Source organism: Streptomyces harbinensis, from assembly GCF_900116145.1.
GTDB classification, from domain to species: domain Bacteria; phylum Actinomycetota; class Actinomycetes; order Streptomycetales; family Streptomycetaceae; genus Streptomyces; species Streptomyces carpaticus.
In genome coordinates, this window is sequence record NZ_FPAB01000012.1 from 101,541 (window position 1) to 123,826 (window position 22,286).

Consider the following 22,286-nt stretch of genomic DNA (forward strand, 5'->3'; position numbering starts at 1 on the left):
CGCACACCTTGGCGCCGCACCGCGCGCCCGTCCCGCAACGTCACCCGATCGGGGGCGTGTCGGCGCCCGGCGGCAACGCCCGCAGCAGCAGCACGGAACGGGCCGGCAGCCGCAGGGCGGTGCCGCCGTCGTGGTGGCTGCCGGGCGGGGTGCTCTGCTCCTCGCGCGAGGTATCGACGAGGAGTTCGTACGCGTGCGCCCAGGGCGGTCCCGGCAGCGGGAAGGTCGCGGGTTCGGCGCCGGCGTGCAGCAGGACGAGGAAGCTGTCGTCGGTGACGGGCCGCCCCTGAGGGTCGCGCTGCGGGATGTCGCGGCCGGAGAGGAACATGCCCAGGGTGCGGCTGGGCCGGTGCCAGTCCTGCTCGGTCATTTCGGCCCCGTCGGCGGTGAACCAGCCCAGGTCGCGCATGCCGCCGGGGCCGTGCCGCCGGCCGGAGAAGAAGGCGCGGCGGCGCAGGACGGGGTGGGTGCGGCGCAGCCGGATCAGCCGCCGGGTGAGGTCGAGCAGCGGGCGCCAGGCGGGGTCGCGGGCCAGGCTCCAGTCGATCCAGCCGAGTTCGTTGTCCTGGCAGTAGGCGTTGTTGTTGCCGCGCTGGGTGCGGCCCATCTCGTCGCCGGCCACCAGCATGGGCACGCCGGTGGAGAGCAGCAGGGTGCTGATCAGGTTGCGCAGCTGGCGGCGGCGCAGGGCGGTGATCTCCTTGTCGTCGGTCTCGCCCTCCGCCCCGCAGTTCCAGGAGCGGTTGTCGTCGGTGCCGTCGCGGTTGTCCTCGCCGTTGGCCTCGTTGTGCTTGCGGTCGTAGGAGACGAGGTCGCGCAGGGTGAAGCCGTCGTGGGCGGTGACGAAGTTGACGGAGGCGTACGGGTGCCGGCCGCCCCAGGCGTACAGGTCGCTGGAGCCGGCGAGCCGGGAGCCGAGGTCGCGGACGTCGGGGAGCGCGCCGCGCCAGTAGTCGCGCACGGTGTCGCGGTAGCGGTCGTTCCATTCGGTCCACAGCGGGGGGAAGGCGCCGACCTGGTAGCCGCCGCTGCCGATGTCCCAGGGTTCGGCGATGAGTTTGACGCGGCGCAGTACCGGGTCCTGGGCGATGACGGCGAGGAAGGGGGAGAGCATGTCGACGTCGTGCATGGAGCGGGCGAGGGCGGCGGCGAGGTCGAAGCGGAAGCCGTCGACGCCCATTTCCTGCACCCAGTAGCGCAGGGAGTCCGTGATCAGCCGCAGCACCTGGGGCTGGACGACGTGCAGGGTGTTGCCGCAGCCGGTGTAGTCGGTGTAGTGGCGGGGGTTGTCGGCGAGCCGGTAGTAGCCGGGGTTGGCGATGCCGCGCAGCGAGAGGGTGGGGCCGCGCTCGTCGGCCTCGGCGGTGTGGTTGTAGACGACGTCGAGGATGACCTCGATGCCGGCGGCGTGCAGGGCGGCGACCATGTTCTTGAACTCGCCGACCTGCTGGCCGCGGGTGCCGGTGGCGGCGTAGCCGGCGTGCGGGGCGAAGTAGCCGATGGAGTTGTAGCCCCAGTAGTCGCGCAGTCCGCGTCGCAGCAGGTGGTCCTCGTGGGCGAACTGGTGGACGGGCAGGAGTTCGACGGCGGTGACGCCGAGCGAGGTGAGGTGGTCCAGGGCGGCGGGGTGGGCGAGTCCGGCGTAGGTGCCGCGCAGTGCGGGCGGGATGCCGGGGTGGCGCCGGGTGAAGCCGCGGACGTGGAGTTCGTAGACGATGGAGTCGGCCCAGGGGGTTTTGGGGCGGCGGTCGTCGGCCCAGGGGTCGGTCCACGGGGTTTCGCGGTCGTCGGTGATGACGCCCTTGGGGACGTACGGGGCGGAGTCGCGGTCGTCGCGGACGGTGTCGGCGGCGTCCTGGCGGTGCCAGTCGCGGGCGTGGCCGTACACCTCGGGCGGCAGGGCGGCGAATTCGCCGTCGACGGCGCGGGCGTAGGGGTCGAGCAGCAGTTTGGCGGGGTTCCAGCGGGCGCCGGCGGCCGGGTTCCAGGGGCCGTGCACGCGGTAGCCGTAGCGGGTGCCGGGCCGGACGCCGGGGAGGAAGCCGTGCCAGATCTCGTGGGTGACCTCTTCGAGCGGGTAGCGGGTCTCGTGGTCGGTGGCGTCGTCGAAGAGGCAGACCTCGACGCCTTCGGCGCCGCCGGCCCACAGGGCGAAGTTGGTGCCCTCGGTGCCGCCGGGTCCGGTGTGGAAGCGGGCGCCGAGCGGCTGGGGGCGGCCGGGCCAGACCTGGGTGCGCCGTTCGTCCTGGGGTGTCCTGGACACGTCCGGCCTCCTGAAGTCGGGTGGGGCTGTGGGGTGCTGACGGTTCTCCCGGTGCGGGGGAAGACCACCGCGGCAGGTCCCCTTTGCCGGGATTAGGGCATTTTGCCATGGCGGTCGTCAGGACTGTTGACATCGGGGCGCGGAACTGCGACGGAACGGTGACAAACGGCGGCCGTTCCCCCGCGCACGGTGTGATTACCTGGCCGGAGAGGGGATTTCCCGCGGGCTGGACGTCCCCGGGCGTGTGGGTTGAGTGAGGGAGAACGTGAGCATGGTGCGCAAGCGGCCAGGTGGCAGACGTGCTTCCGGCGGGGTCGCGGCACTTCTCGGTGTGGTGCTGCTGGCGGTGTCGGCGTGCAGCGGCAGCAGTGCCGCGGACGACAAGGGCGGCGACGAGGGCAAGGGCAGCGGTGACGGCAACGTCATAGCCCTGTCCATATCCCCCGAGGACGGCGCCACCGACGTGCCCACCACGGGCGAGATCGCGGTGTCCGTCGAGCACGGCACGCTCACCGGGGTCACCGTCACCGACCCGGAGGGCGAAGAGGTCGAGGGCGATCTGAAGGACGACAACTCCGGCTGGCAGGCGAAGGACCACCTCGCCAACGACACCGCCTACGAGGTGACCGCCACCGCCGAGGACGCGGACGGGCAGACCGCCTCCGAGTCGGCCACCTTCACCACGGTCGCCGCCGGTACCACCTTCTCCACCTCCTGGACCGTCAAGGACGGCTCCGAGTACGGCGTCGGCATGATCTTCTCGGTCACCTTCGACACCCCGATCGCGAACACCGCCGCGGTCGCCGACGCGATCCGGATCACCACCGAGCCGGCCGTCGAGGTCAAGCCGCACTGGTTCGGCAACCACCGGGTCGACTTCCGCCCCGAGGAGTACTGGGAGCCGGGTACCGAGGTCGGCGTGCAGCTGAGGCTGCGCGGCGTCGAGGGCGCGGACGGTGTGTTCGGCACCGCCAGCCAGGACGTGAACTTCACCATCGGCCGCAGCCAGATCAGCCTCGTCGACGACGACAAGCTGACCATGGAGGTCGTGCGCGACGGTGAGACGCTGAAGACCATCGACGTCACCACCGGCGCCCCGGGCATGGAGACCTGGAACGGCAAGATGGTGATCTCCGAGAAGTACGAGGAGATCCGGATGGACGGCGCCACGGTCGGCTACGACGGCGACTACGACATCCCGGACGTCCCGCACGCCATGCGGCTCAGCCAGTCCGGCACCTTCATCCACGGCAACTACTGGGGCGGCAACATCTTCGGCAACGGCCGCGCCAGCCACGGCTGCATCGGCCTGAAGGACGTCCAGGGCCGCGGCGACTCCGGTACCGACGGCGCCTGGTTCTACGACAACTCGCTGGTCGGCGACGTGGTCGAGGTCGTCAACTCCAACGACGACATCATCGCCCCGGACAACGGCCTCAGCGGCTGGAACATGAACTGGAGCGAGTGGGGCGCGGGCCAGTAACCGCCTTCCCCGCCCGTGTGGGCCCCGGCCGGACGGCCGGGGCCCACACGCGTTCCGCTGCGCCTACTGTGGCGGGCATGACTGTGGACACTGCGCATCTCGCTGTGACGGACGGCGTCGGCACCATCACCCTGGACCGGCCGCCGCTGAACGCCCTCGACTCCGCCCTCCAGGAACGGCTGCGGGAGCTGGCCGGGGAGATCACCGCGCGTCAGGACATCCGCGCCGTGGTGATCCGGGGCAGCGAACGGGCGTTCGCGGCCGGCGCCGACATCAAGGAGATGCGGGCCATGGACCACGCCGCGATGGTGGAGCGCGCCCGGGGACTCCAGGACGCCTTCACCGCCGTCGCCCGCATCCCCAAGCCGGTGGTGGCGGCCATCACCGGCTACGCGCTGGGCGGCGGCTGCGAACTGGCGCTGTGCGCCGACGTCCGGTTCGCCGCCGAGGACGCGAAGCTCGGCCAGCCGGAGATCCTGCTCGGCCTGATCCCGGGCGCCGGCGGCACGCAGCGGCTCGCCCGGCTGATCGGCCCTTCCCGCGCCAAGGACCTGATCTTCACCGGCCGCCAGGTGACGGCCCCCGAGGCGCTGAGCCTGGGCCTGGTCGACCAGGTGCACCCGGCCGGCGAGGTGTTCGACCGGGCCCACGCCTGGGCCGCCCGGCTGGCCAAGGGCCCGGCGATCGCGCTGCGCGCCGCCAAGGAGGCGGTGGATGGCGGCCTCGACGCCGGCATCGACGCCGGACTCGCCCTGGAACGCACCTGGTTCGCGAGCCTGTTCGCCACGGCGGACCGCGAGGAGGGCTTCCGCAGCTTCCTGGAGGACGGCCCCGGCAAGGCCCGCTTCCGCTGAACCGCCCCCGGCCGCCGGTGCCCTCCCCGCGCCCCGGAGGGCACCGGGCCCCCGCACCCCGCACCCCGCACCCCGGCTCAGGGTGCCCGCCGGCACCGAAGCCACCGATCGCCGCCGCCCCACCCGTCACACCGGCCGCCGTACCCGCGTCGTCCCTGGTCACCGCGGCCGTACGGGGTTCACCTGCCCTCGGCATATGTGGGCCGCCACCGCTGGATCACTCACCCCACCAGGGACACTTACCCCGGAACCCCCCACGCGCCCGGCATATGCGCGTCATGATGGGCCCATGGCAGCGACGGCGGACACCCCGATGCGGGACGTCATGGGCGTGAGCGGACCGGGCGGAGCGACGGTGGACACAACCTCCGATCCATCGGCCGGCGAGGTACGGCTGCCCGCCCGCCCCGAATCCGCCGCCACCGTGCGGCGGCTGACCCGCGACCTGCTCCGCGATCACTGGCTGCTGCCCAGGCAGCTCACCGAGGACGCGGTGCAACTGGCCGCCGAGCTGGCCGCCAACGCCGTCCAGCACGCCGGGGCCCACAGCTTCGGCCTGCTGGTACGCCGGCGGCGCGGCTGGATCCGGGTGGAGATCCGCGACCCCTCCCGCGCCCTGCCCTGCCTGCTGCCCCCCGGCCGCGAACTGGACCTGAACGGGCGCGGGCTGTTCCTGGTGGACGCCCTGGCCGACCGCTGGGGGGTGGACCTGCTGCCGCGCGGCAAATCCACCTGGTTCGAACTGCGCCTCAGCGGACGCTAGGGACCCACCCGCACCGCCCCTACGCCACCACCCCCCGCCGCCGGGTGCCCGCCCGGCGGCGGCGGTCGTTGCACAACAGGCACTTCCCCCAGCCCGGCGGCAGCGGATCGTCCCGGTCCCCGTACAGCGGATCGACCGCGCCGCGCGGATGCTCCCGGCAGCCCGTCTCCCCCGGCCCGTCGCTCAGCGCCTGCGCCGCCACCAGCGCCCGCCGCAGCGCGTCGACCAGCACCTCGGCCTGCTCCCCGGCCGGGCTCTCCTGGTCGAAGGCGATGTCATAGGCGGTCCGCAGCGCCGCCTGCAGCTCCCGCACCTCGATTCGACTCATGCCCGCCACGGTAGCCGCCGCCACTGACAGCACCGCCCCGGTCCCGGCGACGCACCCGGCGACCTGCGCCGCCACGCCTCCGCCCCGGGTCGTAGGACCAAAAACCAGGTGGGCAGTGTCAGTGGCGAAACGTAGGCTCAAGGGTGATGTCTGCCACCGACCCCGCCGCCGCCACGCCCGCACCGCCCGCCGCCGCCAAGCGATCCGTCGTCCGCTCCCTGCTGCGGCTGTGGCCCTATGTGCGGCCCGTGCGCGTACGGCTCTTCGGCGCCGCGGCCGTCGCCATCCTGGCGGCCTCGCTCGGGCTGACCATGCCGCTGATCCTCAAGTGGATCGTGGACGGCCCGGTCGCCGACGGGGACACCGCGGGGGTGTGGCTCGGCGGCATCGTCCTGCTGGTGGTGGGCCTGATCGAGGCCCTGCTGTTCGGGCTGCGGCGCTGGCTGGTGGCCCGGCCGCTGACCCGCGTCGAAGCCGCCCTGCGCTCGGATCTGTACCGGCACGTCCAGCGGCTGCCGGTCTCCTTCCACGACCGCTGGCCCACCGGCCAGCTGCTCTCCCGGGGCACCGGCGACCTCCAGCTGCTGCGCATGTGGCTGGCCTTCGGCCTCACCTTCCTCATCGTCAACAGCGCCACCATCGTCATCGGCTGCGTCATCCTGCTCGCCCAGCAATGGTCGCTCGGCCTCATCCTGATGGCCCCGGTGCCGGTGCTGATCATCCTGTGCATGGTCTTCGAGACCCGGTACTCGGTGGTGGCCCGCCGGGCCCAGGACCAGATGGGCGACCTGACGACCCTGGTGGAGGAGTCGATCCTCGGCATCCGGGTCATCAAGGGCTTCGGCCGGCACCGCAGCCAGGCGCGGGCCTTCCAGGCGCTGTCCCAGCGGCTGGTGGACACCGAGATCCGCAAGGCCAAGCTGCTGGCCTGGATCTGGACGTTCATCATGACGCTGCCCGAGCTGTTCATGGGCGCCGTGCTGGTGGTCGGGGTGCTCCAGGTCGCGGACGGCGGGCTGACCGCCGGCACCCTGGTGGCGTTCATGGCCACCGCGATGGCCCTGCGCTGGCCGGTGGAGTCGATAGGCTTCCTGCTGGCCATGACCAACGACACGGCGGCGGCCACCGACCGGTTCTTCGAGGTCATGGACGTGCCCGTGCCGCCGGACCGGGCCAGGGAGCCGGAGCCGGCCACCGCGGACGGCACCGGTACGGACGAGGGCATCCGCTTCGAGCGGGTGGTGTTCCGCTTCCCCGACGCCCCGCCGGACGCGCCCGCCGTGCTCGACGGCATCGATCTGCACATCCGCCCCGGCGAGACCATGGCCCTGGTGGGCGGCACCGGCAGCGGCAAGACCGCGCTGACCGCGCTGGTCCCCCGGCTGCACGAGGTCACCTCCGGGCGGATCACCCTGGACGGCACCGACATCGCCACCCTCCCGGTGCACGAGGTCCGCGAACGGGTCGCGGTCGCCTTCGAGGAGCCCACCCTCTTCTCCGCCTCCGTCCGGGAGAACATCCTGATGGGCGCCCCGGACGGCGACGGGACGGACGGCGACGCCCAGGACGGCAGCGGGAGCCGGGACCGGGACGCCGAGCTGGCGCGGGCGCTGGGCATCAGCCAGGCCGACGGCTTCGTCGGCGCGCTGCCGCAGGGCGCGGCCACCGAGGTCGGCGAACAGGGCCTGAGCCTGTCCGGCGGCCAGCGCCAGCGCCTCGCGCTGGCCCGCGCCGTCGTCGGCAGACCCCGCTTCCTGGTGCTGGACGACCCGCTCTCCGCGCTCGACGTGCACACCGAGGCCCGGGTGGAGGCGGCGCTGCGCGAGGTGCTGGCCACCACCACCGCGCTGGTGGTCGCGCACCGGCCCTCCACCGTCCAGCTCGCCGACCGGGTGGCCCTGCTGTCCGGCGGCCGGATCACCGCCGTGGGCACCCACACCGAGCTGCTGCGCGAGAACGCCGAATACCGCCTGCTGATGACCGGTACGGCCCAGCCGGGACCGTCCGAGCCCGAAGAGGTCACCGTCCCATGAGCACCACCACCGCCACCACCGCCGAGGAGAGCGCCGGCGAAGCCCGGCCCGGCGAGCCGGCCGCGCCCGACCCGATCGCCCAGGACAAGCTGCCCGCCCCCAAGGGCGCCTCCCGCGAGCTGCTGTTCTCGCTGCTGCGCCCGCACCGCGCCCGGGTGGCCCTGGCCTCCCTGCTGCTGCTCGCCCAGCAAAGCGCGGTGCAGGGCACCCCGCTGCTCGTCGCCTACGCCATCGACCGGGGCGTCCCGGCCGTGCGCGACGCCGGCAACTACGGCCCGCTGATCGCGGTGGCCGTGGCCTACGTGATCTGCTCGGTGGGCGGCGGCGCCCTCCAGCACGTCTTCATCCGGGTGGTCGCCCGGATCAGCCAGCGCATCCTGCTGGAGATCCGCGACCGCATCTACCGGCACGCCCAGGCGCTCAGCCTGGACTTCCACGACCGCTACACCTCGGGGCGGCTCATCTCCCGGGCCACCACCGATGTGCAGTCGCTGCGCGAACTCCTGGACGAGGGGCTCCAGGAGATGCTCATGGTGCTGGTCTCCGTGGTGTACATCGGGGCGCTGCTCTTCTATCTGGACCTGGGCCTGGGCGGGGCGGCGCTGGTGACGTTCGTGCCGCTGCTGTTCCTCGTGCAGAACTACCGGCGGCGCTCGGCCGAGCGGTTCAGCCGCCGGTCCACCGCGATCGCCAAGGTGATCGTCAAGTTCTCCGAGACGCTGAACGGCATCCGCCCGGTGAAGGCGTTCCGCCGCGAGGCCGCCAACGACGCCGGGTTCGAGACGCTGAACCGGCAGCACGAGCGGGTGAACGGCGACACCATCCTGGAGATGGCGCGCTTCGTGCTGCTGTCCCGGATGATCGCGGCCACCGGGGTGGCGGCGATCGTGATGTGGGGCGCGTACCGGGTGGCCTCCGGCGAGCTGGAGCTGGGCGCGCTGGCGGCGGGCGCGCTGTACATCCGGCGGCTGTACGACCCGATCGACCGGTTCGCGATGATCCTGAACAACTACCAGTCGGCGGTCGCCTCGCTCGACAAGATCGCCGGGCTGCTGGCCCAGCGGCCCGATGTCCCCGAGCCGGAGCGGCCGGTGACGCCGGCGCCGAGGGCGGCCGGACAGCCGGGGCGCGAGGTGGTGTTCGACGGCGTGCGGTTCGCGTACCGCACCGGCGGCGAGGTGCTGCCCGCCTTCGACCTCACCTTGCCGGCCGGGCAGACGACGGCGCTGGTGGGGGCCACCGGGGCCGGGAAGTCGACGCTGGCGAAGCTGCTGGCGCGGTTCTACGACCCGACCGAGGGCCGGGTGCTGCTGGACGGCACGGACCTGCGCGATCTGACGCTGGCCGAACTGCGGCGCGGGGTGGTGATGGTGACCCAGGAGGCGTTCCTGTTCTCGGGCACCGTCGCGGAGAACATCGCGATCGGCAAGCCGGACGCGGACCGGGAGGAGATCGAGCGGGCGGCGAAGGCGATCGGCGCGCACGACTTCATCACGGCGCTGCCGGACGGCTACGACACGGACGTGCGCAAGCGCGGCGGCCGGATCTCGGCCGGGCAGCGGCAGCTGGTGGCGTTCGCGCGGGTGCTGCTCGCGGATCCCTCGGTGGTGATCCTGGACGAGGCGACCTCGTCGCTGGACATCCCGGGCGAGAAGGCGGTGCAGGACGCGATGGAGACGGTGCTGCGCGGCCGGACGGCGATGGTGATCGCGCACCGCCTGTCCACGGTGGAGATCGCCGACCGGGTGCTGGTGATGGAGGGCGGTCGCATCGTGGAGGACGGCCCCCCGGCCGACCTGATCGCGGGCACCGGCCGCTTCGCGAACCTGCACCGCGCCTGGCGCGAGAGCCTGGCCTGAGGGGCCCTTGCCGGGCCGGACGGCGCGAGGCGGGCGGAACGGGGTCCGGGGCGGGCCACGCGGTGTGTGGCCCGCCCCGCCCCGCCAGGGAAGGGCTACCGCAGGAGGATGCCCGCCTCCTCCGTGCCGTTGTCGCGGGGCAGCGCCGTCAGGCCGAGTTCCGGTCGGGTGGCCAGCAGGGGGTGGGACGGCAGGACGCGGACCGTGTAGCCGAACGGGCCGGGGTGCGGCAGCGGGATGTCGGCCGTGTACGTCCAGCGGCCCTCCAGGTCGGGGCCGCCGTCCGGCTTCAGCGGGATCGGTGCCCCGTCCACCAGGTGGTCGCTCTCGTCGACGCGGCCGGTGATCGCCTGCACCTCGACCTGTGCCGGTTCCAGGTCGCCGAGCCGGATCCTGGCCCGCAGCGGCAGCGCACCGCCCAGGACCGGGGGTTCCTCGCCGGTCTCGACGTGGTCCACCGCCACCTTGGGCCACTCGCCGCGCACCCGTTCCGCGTACGCCGCCAGCTCGCCGGCCGCCGCCGCGTCCATCGCCCGGTGGGCCCGCGCGGCGGGCGCGTACAGCCCGGTGACGTACTCCCGTACCATCCGGTCCGCCAGCACCTTCGGGCCGAGCCGGTCCAGGGTGGCCCGCACCATCTCCAGCCACCGGCCGCGCCCGCGCGCGTAGAAGCACGGGGCGACCCGCTCCTCGATCAGCCGGTACAGCGCCGCGGCCTCCGCCGCGTCCCGCCGCTCGGGGTCGCCGCCGGCGAGCCCGTCGGCGGTGGGGATCTCCCAGCCGAAGTCGGGCTCGCACCACTCGTCCCACCAGCCGTCGCGCACCGACAGGTTGAGGCCGCCGTTGAGCGCCGACTTCATGCCGGAGGTGCCGCACGCCTCCAGCGGGCGCAGCGGGTTGTTGAGCCAGACGTCGCAGCCCGCGTACAGGCCGCGGGCCATCGCCATGCCGTAGTCCGGCAGGTATACGATCCGGTGCCGGACCCGCGGGTCGTCGGAGAACCGCACCAGTTCCTGGATCAGCCGCTTCCCGCCCTCGTCCGCCGGGTGGGCCTTGCCGGCCACCACCAGCTGGATGGGGCGTTCGGGGTGCAGCAGCAGCGCCTTGAAGCGTTCGGGGTCGCGCAGCATCAGGGTGAGCCGCTTGTAGGAGGGGACGCGCCGGGCGAAGCCGAGGGTGAGGACGTCCGGGTCGAGGACGTCGTCGATCCAGCCCAGTTCGCCGTCGTCCGCGCCGCGCTGCCGCCAGGAGGCGCGCAGCCGGGCGCGTACCTCGTGCACCAGGTTCTCGCGCAGTCCGCGCCGCAGCTCCCACAGCTCGGTGTCGGTCAGCCGCCCCGGGTCGCCGGCGCGCAGCAGCGCGTCGGCGGTCCAGGTGGGGGCGTGCACGCCGTTGGTGACGGAGGTGATGGGTACCTCGTCCGGGTCGAAGCCGGGCCACAGGCCGGCGAACATCTCCCGGGCCACCGCGCCGTGCAGGGTGGAGACGCCGTTGGCGCGCTGGGCGGTGCGCAGGCCGAGTACGGCCATGTTGAACTGCGGCTGGTGCCCGGGCTCGGGCTCCTGCGGTTCGCGGCCGAGGGCGAGCAGGGCGGCGGGGTCGAGGGCGGCGAGTTCGCCGCCGGGGCCCAGGTGCTGGGCCACCAGTTCTTCGGGGAAGCGGTCGATGCCTGCCGGGACGGGGGTGTGGGTGGTGAAGACGGTGCCGGCCCGCACCATGCGGGCGGCGGCGTCGAAGCCGATGCCGAGGGCGTCGAGTTCGCGGATGCGCTCGGCGCCGAGGAACCCGGCGTGGCCCTCGTTCATGTGGAAGACCTCGGGCTCGGGGTGGCCGGTGAGACGGCAGTAGGCGCGCAGGGCGCGCATGCCGCCGATGCCGAGCAGCATCTCCTGGAGCAGCCGGTGTTCGCTGCCGCCGCCGTAGAGCCGGTCGGTGACGTCGCGTTCGGCGGGGGCGTTGCCGTCGACGGCGGAGTCGAGCAGCAGCAGCGGCACCCGGCCGACGGCGGCCTGCCAGACCCGGGCGGCCAGGGTGCGTCCGCCGGGCAGCGCGAGGGTGACGCGGACGGGGCTGCCGTCGTGCTCGGTGAGTTCGGTGAGCGGCAGTTCGCGGGGGTCGAGCACGGGGTAGCTCTCGCGCTGCCGTCCCTCGGCGTCCAGGGTCTGGCGGAAGTAGCCGTGCCGGTAGAGCAGGCCGACGCCGATGAGCGGGGCGCCGAGGTCGCTGGCGGACTTGAGGTGGTCGCCGGCCAGGATGCCGAGCCCGCCGGAGTACTGGGGCAGGGCGGCGGTGATGCCGAACTCGGGTGAGAAGTAGGCGACGGCCCGGGGCAGTTCGCCTTCGGCGCGCTGGTACCAGCGGGGCTCGGTGAGATAGTCGCGCAGGTCGGCGGCGGCGACGTCGAGGCGGCGGACGAAGCCGCGGTCGGCGGCGAGCGCGGCGAGCCGGTCGGCGGTGACGGACGCCAGCATCCGTACCGGGTCGGCGCCCGAGCGCCGCCAGCCGTCCGGGTCCACGGATCTCAGCAGGTCGCGGGTGTCGGGGTGCCAGGACCAGCGCAGGTTGAACGCCAGTTCCCGCAGCGGTCGCAGTGGCTCGGGGAGGACGGCGGTCACGGAGAAACGACGGATGGCCTTCACGGTCCGAAGGTATCCGGGCATCGGGGGTGGTTGGGGTGGTTTCCGGCGCATGACGCAGGAAACCCCCACCAAACCACCCCCGGGGACCATCAGGCGGGGGTGCCGGCGGCTGTTTCCTTCCGCTCCGTGCCCGGGTCCGTGTCCTCGCCCGCGCCCGGGTCCGTGCCGGGCTCCCCGTCCGTGCCGGTGTCGACCAGCACCGGCGGCGCCAGCTCGGAGGTGGGCCGCAGCGAGCCGTCGGCGATCTCGGCGGCCCAGTGGCAGGCCACCCGGTGGCCGCCGCCGATGTCGGCGAGCGCGGGGCGCTCGGTGTCGCACCGGGTGGGCTGCCGCCACGGGCAGCGGGTGTGGAAGCGGCAGCCGGCCGGCGGACTGGCCGGGGAGGGCAGGTCGCCGCGGAGCAGGATGCGCTCGCGCCGGTCCTCCACCTCCGGGTCGGGCACCGGCACGGCCGACATCAGCGCGCGGGTGTACGGGTGGCGGGGCTCGGCGTACAGCGCGTCGGAGGGGGCCTCCTCGACCAGCGAGCCCAGGTACATCACGCCGATGACGTCCGAGATGTGCCGTACCACCGCCAGGTCGTGGGCGATGACCAGATAGGTCAGGCCCTCGGACTCCTGGAGCTCCTCCAGCAGGTTGATGACCTGGGCCTGGATGGAGACGTCCAGCGCCGAGACCGGCTCGTCGCAGATGATCACATCGGGCTGGAGCACCAGGGCCCGGGCGATGCCGATGCGCTGCCGCTGCCCGCCGGAGAACTCGTGCGGGTAGCGGGAGAGCGCGCTGTGCGGCAGCCCCACCTTGGTGAGGATCTCCTTGATCCGCTCCCGCCGCTCCGCGCGGTCGGCGCCGATGCCGTGCGCCGCCATGCCCTCGGCCAGGATCGATTCGATGTTCTGCCGGGGGTTCAGCGAGCCCAGCGGGTCCTGGAAGACCATCTGGAGCCGGCGCCTGGCGCGCCGCATCTCCTCCTCCGGCAGCTGGGCCAGGTCGGTGCCGTCGAAGACGACGGAGCCGGAGGTGATGTCGGTCAGCCGCAGTACGGCCCGGCCCAGGGTGGTCTTGCCGCAGCCCGATTCGCCGACCAGGCCGTAGGTCTGGCCGGCGGTGACGGACAGCGACACGCCGTCGACCGCGTAGACGTGGCCCACGGTGCGGTCGAAGAGGATGCCGCGTTTGACGGGGAAGTGGACTTTCACGTCGTCGAGTTCGAGCAGGCTCACCGGTCCGCTCCTTCCTTGCTGGGCGGCGCCACCGGGTGGACGCAGCGCACCCGGTGGCCCGCCGTGTGCGGTTCGGTCAGCTCGGGGGTACCGCTCAGGCACCGCTCGGAGTAGAAGTCGCAGCGCGGGGCGAAGGCGCACCCTTCCGACCAGGCGATGGTGTCCTGGATGGAGCCGCGGATGGGGTTGAGCGGTTCGCCGCGCGGGGCGTCCAGGCGGGGGATGGAGCCGAGCAGCCCGTGCGCGTAGGGGTGGGTGGGCGCGGCGAAGAGCGGCTTGCGCTCGGCGGCCTCGACCACCTTGCCCGCGTACAGCACGTTGACCCGGTCGCACAGTCCCGCGACCACACCCATGTCGTGGGTGATCATGAGCAGCGCGGTGCCCTGCTGGTCGACGAGTTCCTTGAGGAGTTCGAGGATCTGCGCCTGGATGGTCACATCCAGCGCGGTGGTGGGCTCGTCGGCGATGAGCAGCCGCGGCGCGCAGGCCACGGCCATGGCGATCAGCGCGCGCTGCCGCATCCCGCCGGAGAGCTGGTGCGGGTACTCCTTCAGCCGCCGGGTGGGGTCGGGGATGCCGACCCGCTCCAGCAGGAGGGCGGCCTCCTTGCGGGCGGCGTCCCCGCGCAGTCCGCGGTGCCGGGTGAGGATCTCGGTGACCTGGAGGCCGATGGGGATGACCGGGTTGAGCGAGGACAGCGGGTCCTGGAAGATCATCGCCAGTTTGCTGCCGCGCAGGTCGCGCAGCTGCTCACGGCCCAGGCCGAGCAGATCGGTGCCGTCGAAGTAGGCGTGGCCGCCGACGGTGACGCCCTTCTTGGGGAGCAGGCCCATCAGGGCCAGCGAGGTGACGCTCTTGCCGCAGCCCGACTCGCCGACCAGGCCGGTGACCTGGCCCTGCGCCACGTCGAAGGAGACTCCGGAGACCGCCCGGACGTCGGTGCGCCCGCGCCCGGTGAAGGTGACGGTGAGGTCTTCCACGCTCAGCAGTGGTGGTTGTGGAGACATGGTCATCAGCTCCGCAGTTTCGGGTCGAGTGCTTCGCGCATCGCCTCGCCCAGCAGGGTGAAGCCCAGGGCCGTGATGATGATGCCGAGCGCCGGGTAGAGCGCCATCATCGGTGCGTGGTCGAAGTACGGCTGGGCCTGTACGAGCATGACGCCCCATTCGGGCTGGGCCGCGTCGGGGTTGCCCAGGCCCAGGTAGGACAGGGCGGCGGCCTCGATGATGGCGGTGGCCAGGGCGAGGGTGGCCTGGACGATCACCGGCCCGAGGGAGTTGGGCAGGACGTGCGCGGTGACGATGCGGCGCCGCCGTACGCCGAGCGAGCGGGCGGCGAGCACGTAGTCGGAGCCGGCCTGGGCGAGCATGGAGCCGCGCAGCAGCCGGGCGAAGACGGGGATCTGGACGACCCCCACCGCGATCATCACGGTGGTGAGGGACTGGCCCATGATGGCGGCGATGGAGACGGCCAGCAGCAGCGAGGGCAGGGCCAGCACCATGTCGATGAAGCGCATCACGGCGGTGTCGATGCGCTGTCCGGTCTTGCCGCCGAAGGCGAGGGCGGCGCCGGAGAGGCCGCCGATGAGGGCGCCGACGGTGAAGCCGAGGAGGGTGGCGACGACACCGACGAGCAGGGTCTGGCGGGCGCCGACCAGCATCCGGGAGAGCTGGTCGCGGCCGAGGTGGTCCAGGCCCAGCCAGTTCTCCGAGCGGGAGCCGACGAAGATGTTCTGGTTGATGAACACCTCGCCGCGCCACTGCTGGAGCGGGTTGTACGGGGCGATCCACGGGCCGACGATCGCCAGCAGGACGAAGACGCCGATGACGACGGCGCCGATGATGGCCATCTTGGAGGAGCGCAGCCGGCGCAGGGCCTCGGTCCACAGGCTGGCGCCGCCGGCACTCTCCCGCTGGGCGGTCAGCTCGGCGAGCCGGTCGATCTTTGCGGTCTTGGTACTCATCAGTGCACCCGCACCCTCGGATCGATGAGGCTGTACGCCAGGTCCACCAGCAGGTTGATGACGACGTAGAGCAACGCGATAAACATGATGAAGCCCATGAGGACGGGGTAGTCGCGGCCGTCGATGGCGGTGCGCAGGAAGTTGCCGATGCCGTTGAAGGCGAAGACGGATTCGGTGAGCACGGCGCCGGACAGCAACTGGCCGGTGAGCAGGCCGATGGTGGTGACGACCGGCAGCAGCGCGTTGCGCAGGACGTGCCGGGCGCGGACGACCTGCCGCCGCAGGCCCTTGGACTCGGCGGTGCGGACGTAGTCCTCGCCGAGCACTTCCAGGACGCTGGCCCGGGTCATCCGCACGATGATGGCCAGCGGGATGGACGCCAGGGCCAGGGCGGGCAGGACGAGATGGACGATCGCGTCCCAGGAGGCGTCGAACTCGCCGGTGAGGATGCCGTCCAGGACGCGGAATCCGGTGACCTCGGTGGCGTTGATGTCGTTGGACTGCCGTCCGACGCTGGGCAGCCAGCCGAGGTTGACGGCGAAGACGGACTTGAGGAGGAAGGCGAGGAAGAACACCGGGATGCAGATGCCCAGCAGGGAGCCGGAGACGGCGCCGACGTCGAGCCAGGTGCCGCGGCGGGCGGCGGCCAGGTAGCCGAGCGGGATGCCGATGACGACGGCGATGAGCAGGGCGGTGAGGCCTAGTTCGACAGTGGCCGGGAAGCGGGTGGTGAACTCCTCCCACACGGGTCGGCCGGTCTGGACTGAGGTGCCGAGGTCGAGCTCGGCCAGGCGCCGCAGGAAGCGGCCGTACTGGACCCACACCGGCTGATCGAGGCCGAGGGCCGCCTCGATCTGGCGGCGGTCCGCCTCGGTGGCCCGCTCGCCCAGCAGGGCGGCGGTGGGGCCACCGGGCAGCCGGTTCAGCCAGAGGAACAACAGCACCGACAGGCCCGCCAGGGTGGGTATCAGCTGGAGCAGCCGGCGCACGATGAGACGCAACACCTTGAGGTCAACGCCCCTTTCTTGCTTGACGGACGACACCGCCGCCGCCCGGCCACGGAGTGCCGTGACCGGGCGGCGGCGGGTTCATCCGGCGATCAGGTCCCTATTTGAAGGACGCTTCGGCGAAGACCTCTTGCGTCAGCGGGGAGACGGTGGGCGGGTTGACATCGGCGGAGAAGGCGATGGACGGCGGCGAGGAGGAGATCGGCACGCCGGGCAGGAAGTCCATCACGAACTCGTTGGCCTCTTCGTAGAGGGCGACGCGGGCTTCGACGTCCGGCTCGGTGGAGGCGCGCTCCAGCAGGTCGAACAGCTCCTCGTTCTCGAAGCCCCACTCCTTCTGGTAGTTGGCGAACCAGGTGCCCAGGAAGTTGTAGCCGTCGTTGAAGTCGCCGGTCCAGCCGAGCAGGTACAGGTTGCAGCCGCCGTCGCGGGTGACCTCGGTGTAGTCCGGGTTCCACTTCAGGGCCTTGGGCTGGACGGTGATGCCCACGGCCTCCAGGTCGGCGCGCATGACCTCGTACAGGTCGGCCGGGGAGGGCATGTACGGGCGGGTGACCTCGGTCGGGTAGCAGAAGGTGAGGGTGAGGTTCTCCTCGCCGGCGTCGGCGAGCAACTGCTGGGCCAGCTCGGGGTCGTAGTCGTAGGTGGTGACGTTGTCCGAGTAGCCGGCGACCGTGTCGGGCATGAACTGGGTCGCCACGACGCCGCCCTCGGGCAGCTGGGTGTCGACGAGGTTCTGCCGGTCCAGGGCGTGCGCGATGGCGGTGCGCACGTCGAGGTTCTCCAGCGCCGGGTTGCTGTCCTGGGTGATGCCCAGGTAGAAGATGTTGAAGACGTCCCGGGTGGGCACCTGGAAGCCGGCGTCGCTGAGCGTCTTCACATCGGCGGGCGCGACCAGGTCGTAGCCGTGGATGTCACCGCTCTGGAGCGCCTGGCGGCGGGCGGATTCCTCGGGGATGGTCTGGAAGACGAGCTTCTCGACACCGGCGGTCTCGCCCCAGTAGTCGTCGAAGCGGGAGAGGCTGACCTCGCCGTTGCCCTTGTTCCAGCCGTCGACCTTGAACGCGCCGGTACCGGCTACCGTGCCGGCCTCCTGGCTGTAGCCGGGGAAGGTGATGGCGTCGCCCTCGCCGCTGGCGTCGTCCTCGGCGTACGCCTCCAGGGCCGGGCCGGAGTGGATGCCGAAGGCGGCGAGCGAGAAACCGCCGGGGTAGTTGGCGGAGGGCTGGGCGACCTCGATGACGGCGGTCAGCTCGTCGGGGGCGGTGCAGCCGACGTAGTTCGCCTCGGGCGTCTCGTCGTTCTCGTTGTTCGCGAACCCACCGAAAATCGTCTGCCAGTAATACGACAGTGTGGTGTTCTGGTAGGTGCCGGACCAGTTGTACCAGCGGTCGAAGTTCGCGCAGACGACCTCGCCGGTCAGGTCGGAACCGTCGTGGAAGGTCACCCCGTCACGGAGGTTGAACGTCCACTCGGTGCCGGTGTCGTTGCTCTCCCAGGTCTCGGCCAGGCCGCCCTCCAGCTCGGAGGTGCCGGGCTTGTGGTCGATCAGTGTTTCGAAGACCTGGCGGGTGACCCGGAAGGTCTCACCATCACTGGCCAGCGAGGGGTCGAGGGAGGCCGGATCGCCAGCGGCGCCGAAGACGAAGGTGCCGGTGGATCCGGATCCACCGGAGTCGCCTCCGTTGTCGCGGTCGCTGGAGCAGCCGGTCGCGATCACGCCGATCGCGGCTATGGCCGCAAGCGTCCGCACGGCCTTGGGTCTTGCTATGGACATCGTCCACCTCGAAGGGTCGGTGGTGGTAGGGCGTTTCGGTGGAGCGCACATTACTGCGCTAGTGCATAGCTGTGAACAGGGGAATGAACGGCGATACAGAGCTGAGACTTCACGTCCATTCACCCCCACACGGGTGAACGCGCCCCGGGGGCGACACAGCACGAAGCCCTCAGTCACGCATGAAACATATAGAAAGGACAAAGTCACCAAGAGAACAGTAAATACCCACCTCCGACGCCCTATGAGGTGATTCGCTCATGATCGGTCGCATTCCGGTACTGGATGTCCAGCCGCGCATCGACTGCGGACGACGGCCCGTCAAAGCCGTACCCGGTGAGACATTCCGGGTCAGTGCCACCGTCTTCCGGGAGGGCGCGGGCGCCGTGGGGGCCAATGTGCTGCTGCGCGACCCCGCCGGACGCGGCGGGCCGTGGATCCCGATGCGCGAACTGGCGCCGGGCACCGATCGCTGGGGCGCCGACATCACCCCGGACGCCGAGGGCCGCTGGACGTACACCGTCGAGGGGTGGGCCGACCCGGTGGCCACCTGGCGGCAGACCGCGAAAATCAAGATCCCGGCGGGCATCGACTCCGAGCTGACCCTGCTGGAAGGCTCGCAGCTGTACCGCGAGGCCGCCGCCGGAGTGCCCAAGAGCGAGGGCCGCGACCTGGTGGCGCTGGCCGCCGACGCGCTGGCGGACACCACACTGCCCGGCGCCGCCCGCCTCGCCGCCGCCCTCGCACCCGAGGTGACGGCCGTCCTCGCGCGCCACCCGCTGCGCACCCTGCTCAGCTCGGCCCGGCCGATGCCGCTGATCGTGGAGCGCGAGCGGGCGCTGTTCGGATCGTGGTACGAGCTGTTCCCGCGCTCGGAGGGCGCGGTGGTGCGCCGGCACGCGCCCCCGGTCTCGGGCACGCTGCGCAGCGCGGCCCGCCGGCTGCCGGACATCGCGGCGATGGGCTTCGACGTGGTGTACCTGCCGCCGGTGCACCCGATCGGCACGGCCTTCCGCAAGGGGGCGAACGGGGCGCTGACGGCCGGCCCTGACGATGTCGGCTGCCCGTGGGCGATCGGCTCGGGGGACGGCGGGCACGACGCGATCCACCCCGATCTGGGCACGCTGGAGGACTTCGATCATTTCGTGGCGACGGCGCGCGCCCACCATATGGAAGTCGCCCTGGATTTCGCACTCCAGTGCAGCCCCGATCACCCGTGGGTGAAACAGCACCCGGAGTGGTTCCACAAGCGCTCGGACGGCTCGATCGCCTTCGCCGAGAATCCGCCCAAGAAGTACCAGGACATCTATCCGATCTCCTTCGAACAGGATTTCCGGGGCCTGGTCACCGAGACCCTGCGGATTCTCCGGTTCTGGATGGCGCACGGGGTGCGGATCTTCCGGGTGGACAATCCGCACACCAAGCCGGTGGTGTTCTGGGAGAAGGTGATCGCGGAGATCAACCGCACCGATCCGGACGTGATCTTCCTGGCCGAGGCGTTCACCCGGCCCGCCATGATGCGCACCCTCGCCCAGATCGGTTTCCAGCAGTCGTACACCTATTTCACCTGGCGCAACACCAAGGAGGAGCTGACCGAGTATCTGACCGAGCTGAGCCGCGAGTCGTCCCCGTACATGCGCCCGAATTTCTTCGTGAACACGCCCGACATCCTGCACGCCTACCTTCAGACCGGTGGCCGGGCCGCGTTCGAGATCCGTGCCGTCCTGGCGGCCACCCTCTCGCCCTCCTGGGGGATGTACGCCGGCTACGAGCTGTGCGAGAACACCGCGGCGGGCCCCGGCTCCGAGGAGTACGCGCACTCCGAGAAGTACCAGCTGCGCCCGCGCGACTGGGCCGCCGCCCGCAAGGCGGGCAGCAGCATCGTCCCGCTCATCACGGCCCTCAACCGGCTGCGCCGGGAGCATCCGGCGCTGCGCCAGTTGCGCGATCTCCACTTCCACCGCACGGACAACGAGCACATCCTGGCCTACTCCAAGCGCAGCCGGACACCGCACGCCGATGCCGTGCTCATCGTGGTCAACCTCGATCCGCACCACACCCACGAAGCGACGGTCTCGTTGGACATGTCGGAACTCAAGGGGTGTGGCCTCACTGTCGCTCAGGAGAGTGGAGCCGAGCCCTTCCCGGTGTGCGACCAGCTCACCGGTGAGACCTATTACTGGGGCAGGGACAATTACGTGCGACTCGGGCCTGGAGTTGCGGACGCGCACACTTCGTCGGCGCACATCTTCTCCCTGCGACCGTCCTCACAGACCGGAGGGTCACCCACACATGAGCGTCAATGAGCCGGTCCTCGACACATTCGAGGACACGCCAGCCCGCGAACGCGACCCCGAGTGGTTCAAGCGCGCGGTGTTCTACGAGGTCCTTGTCCGCTCCTTCCAGGACAGCAACGGGGACGGGGTCGGGGATCTGAAGGGCCTGACCTCGAAGCTGGACTATCTCCAGTGGCTGGGGGTCGACTGCCTGTGGCTGCCGCCCTTCTTCCAGTCGCCGCTGCGCGACGGCGGCTACGACGTCTCCGACTACGGCGCGGTGCTGCCGGAGTTCGGCGACCTGGCCGACTTCGTGGAATTCGTGGACGCGGCCCACAGCCGTGGCATGCGCGTCATCATCGACTTCGTCATGAACCACACCAGCGACCAGCACCGCTGGTTCCAGGAGTCGCGCCGCGACCCGCAGGGCCCGTACGGCGACTACTACATGTGGGCCGACGACGACAAGGGGTACCCGGACGCCCGGATCATCTTCGTCGACACCGAGGCGTCGAACTGGGCGTTCGACCCGGTCCGCAAGCAGTACTACTTCCACCGCTTCTTCTCCCACCAGCCGGATCTCAACTACGAGAACCCGGCGGTGCGCAAGGAGATGATCGCGGCCCTGCGGTTCTGGCTGGACCTGGGGATCGACGGCTTCCGGCTGGACGCGGTGCCGTATCTGTACGCCGAGGAGGGCACCAACTGCGAGAACCTCCCGGCCTCGCACAACTTCCTCAAGGAGGTGCGGGCGGAGATCGACCGGGACTACCCGGACACCGTGCTGCTGGCCGAGGCCAATCAGTGGCCCGAGGACGTCGTCGACTACTTCGGCGACTACGAGGCGGGCGGCGACGAGTGCCACATGGCGTTCCACTTCCCGGTGATGCCGCGCATCTTCATGGCGGTGCGCCGCGAGTCGCGCTACCCGGTCTCGGAGATCCTGGCCAAGACCCCGCAGATCCCCTCCGGCTGCCAGTGGGGCATCTTCCTGCGCAACCACGACGAGCTGACCCTGGAGATGGTCACCGACGAGGAGCGCGACTACATGTACGCGGAGTACGCCAAGGATCCGCGGATGCGCGCCAACATCGGGATCCGGCGCCGGCTGGCCACCCTGCTGGACAACGACCGCAACCAGATCGAGCTGTTCACGGCGCTGCTGCTGTCGCTGCCCGGCTCGCCGATCCTCTACTACGGGGACGAGATCGGGATGGGGGACAACATCTGGCTGGGCGACCGGGACGCGGTGCGCACCCCCATGCAGTGGACGCCGGACCGCAACGCCGGCTTCTCCACCTGCGACCCGGGGCGGCTGTTCCTGCCGGCCATCATGGACCCGGTGTACGGGTACCAGGTCACCAATGTGGAGGCGGCGATGAGTTCGCCGTCCTCGCTGCTGCACTGGACCCGGCGGATGGTGGAGATCCGCAAGCAGAATCCGGCGTTCGGCCTGGGCACGTACGCCGAACTGCCCTCGTCCAATCCGGCCGTCCTGGCGTTCGTCCGCGAGCACGGGGACGACATCGTGCTGTGCGTGCACAACTTCTCCCGCTTCTCCCAGCCGACCGAGCTGGATCTGCGGATGTGGGAGGGGCGGCATCCGGTGGAACTCATCGGCGGGGTGCGCTTCCCCGCGATCGGGGAGCTGCCGTATCTGCTGACCCTGGCCGGGCACGGCTTCTACTGGTTCCGGCTGCGGCAGGGCCCGGAGGCCGGCTGAGCCGGCCCCGCGGGCGGGGGTAGGAGACCTCCGCCCGGCGGTACCGCTGACACCCGCACGATTGTTCCTTTCGCGTCCTTTCGCGACACGTCCCGCAC

15 protein-coding genes are annotated in these 22,286 nt (G+C 71.4%); 7 read left to right on the forward strand and 8 right to left on the reverse strand.

Features of this window, described 5'->3' with window-relative positions; all coding sequences use genetic code 11:
- Window positions 1–40 precede the first annotated feature (40 nt).
- Window positions 41–2,263 (reverse strand): glycogen debranching protein GlgX, encoded by a 2,223-nt coding sequence (glgX, locus tag BM385_RS24515; protein WP_019434320.1) that lies wholly within the window; start codon window positions 2,261–2,263, stop codon window positions 41–43.
- 271 nt (window positions 2,264–2,534) lie between these two features.
- On the opposite strand from glgX, the gene BM385_RS24520 reads away from it, so the two are divergent.
- From BM385_RS24520 to BM385_RS24530, 3 genes are all read left to right on the forward strand, one after another.
- Window positions 2,535–3,746: a L,D-transpeptidase gene (locus tag BM385_RS24520; protein ID WP_093844393.1), complete on the forward strand. Its 1,212-nt coding sequence runs from the start codon at window positions 2,535–2,537 to the stop codon at window positions 3,744–3,746.
- Window positions 3,747–3,823: 77 nt separating this feature from the next.
- The gene (locus BM385_RS24525; protein ID WP_037756086.1) at window positions 3,824–4,600 is read left to right on the forward strand and encodes an enoyl-CoA hydratase/isomerase family protein; all 777 of its coding nucleotides are present in this window, start codon (window positions 3,824–3,826) and stop codon (window positions 4,598–4,600) included.
- A 289-nt stretch (window positions 4,601–4,889) separates the two neighbouring features.
- A complete protein-coding gene (locus BM385_RS24530; protein WP_019434323.1) occupies window positions 4,890–5,363 on the forward strand; it encodes an ATP-binding protein in 474 nt (157 codons plus the stop codon).
- Between the two features lie 19 nt (window positions 5,364–5,382).
- On the opposite strand, the gene BM385_RS24535 is transcribed toward BM385_RS24530, so the two are convergent.
- Window positions 5,383–5,691, reverse strand: coding sequence for a hypothetical protein (locus BM385_RS24535; protein ID WP_037756117.1), 309 nt, complete (start codon window positions 5,689–5,691; stop codon window positions 5,383–5,385).
- Window positions 5,692–5,837: 146 nt separating this feature from the next.
- Between BM385_RS24535 and BM385_RS24540 the strand changes: the two genes are divergently transcribed.
- Window positions 5,838–7,724: an ABC transporter ATP-binding protein gene (locus BM385_RS24540; protein WP_093844394.1), complete on the forward strand. Its 1,887-nt coding sequence runs from the start codon at window positions 5,838–5,840 to the stop codon at window positions 7,722–7,724.
- Window positions 7,721–9,583, forward strand: coding sequence for an ABC transporter ATP-binding protein (locus BM385_RS24545; protein ID WP_093844395.1), 1,863 nt, complete (start codon window positions 7,721–7,723; stop codon window positions 9,581–9,583). The genes BM385_RS24540 and BM385_RS24545 overlap by 4 nt, the downstream gene beginning before the upstream one ends.
- Before the next feature lie 95 nt (window positions 9,584–9,678).
- Here BM385_RS24545 and glgP read toward each other — a convergent pair whose 3' ends face one another.
- The 6 genes from glgP to BM385_RS24575 all read right to left on the reverse strand — a co-directional run bounded on the left by glgP (window position 9,679) and on the right by BM385_RS24575 (window position 18,192).
- Complete coding sequence (glgP, locus tag BM385_RS24550) at window positions 9,679–12,222, reverse strand: alpha-glucan family phosphorylase (RefSeq protein WP_093844396.1); 2,544 nt, start codon at window positions 12,220–12,222, stop codon at window positions 9,679–9,681.
- An 89-nt stretch (window positions 12,223–12,311) separates the two neighbouring features.
- The gene (locus BM385_RS24555) at window positions 12,312–13,445 is read right to left on the reverse strand and encodes an ABC transporter ATP-binding protein (protein ID WP_093844397.1); all 1,134 of its coding nucleotides are present in this window, start codon (window positions 13,443–13,445) and stop codon (window positions 12,312–12,314) included.
- Entirely contained in the window at window positions 13,442–14,452 is a 1,011-nt protein-coding gene (locus tag BM385_RS24560) for an ABC transporter ATP-binding protein (protein ID WP_037756118.1), read from the reverse strand. The genes BM385_RS24555 and BM385_RS24560 overlap by 4 nt, the downstream gene beginning before the upstream one ends.
- Before the next feature lie 5 nt (window positions 14,453–14,457).
- On the reverse strand, window positions 14,458–15,408 hold the full coding sequence (locus BM385_RS24565) for an ABC transporter permease (protein WP_093844398.1): 951 nt from the start codon (window positions 15,406–15,408) through the stop codon (window positions 14,458–14,460).
- Complete coding sequence (locus tag BM385_RS24570; protein ID WP_026047509.1) at window positions 15,408–16,412, reverse strand: ABC transporter permease; 1,005 nt, start codon at window positions 16,410–16,412, stop codon at window positions 15,408–15,410. The genes BM385_RS24565 and BM385_RS24570 overlap by 1 nt, the downstream gene beginning before the upstream one ends.
- Window positions 16,413–16,515: 103 nt before the next feature.
- Complete coding sequence (locus tag BM385_RS24575) at window positions 16,516–18,192, reverse strand: ABC transporter substrate-binding protein (RefSeq protein WP_093844399.1); 1,677 nt, start codon at window positions 18,190–18,192, stop codon at window positions 16,516–16,518.
- A gap of 257 nt (window positions 18,193–18,449) precedes the next feature.
- On the opposite strand from BM385_RS24575, the gene BM385_RS24580 reads away from it, so the two are divergent.
- Both BM385_RS24580 and treS read left to right on the forward strand, forming a co-directional pair.
- On the forward strand, window positions 18,450–20,495 hold the full coding sequence (locus BM385_RS24580) for an alpha-1,4-glucan--maltose-1-phosphate maltosyltransferase (RefSeq protein WP_093844400.1): 2,046 nt from the start codon (window positions 18,450–18,452) through the stop codon (window positions 20,493–20,495).
- Window positions 20,482–22,188, forward strand: a complete 1,707-nt coding sequence (gene treS / locus BM385_RS24585) for a maltose alpha-D-glucosyltransferase (RefSeq protein ID WP_019434334.1) — start codon at window positions 20,482–20,484, stop codon at window positions 22,186–22,188. The genes BM385_RS24580 and treS overlap by 14 nt, the downstream gene beginning before the upstream one ends.
- Window positions 22,189–22,286 lie beyond the last annotated feature (98 nt).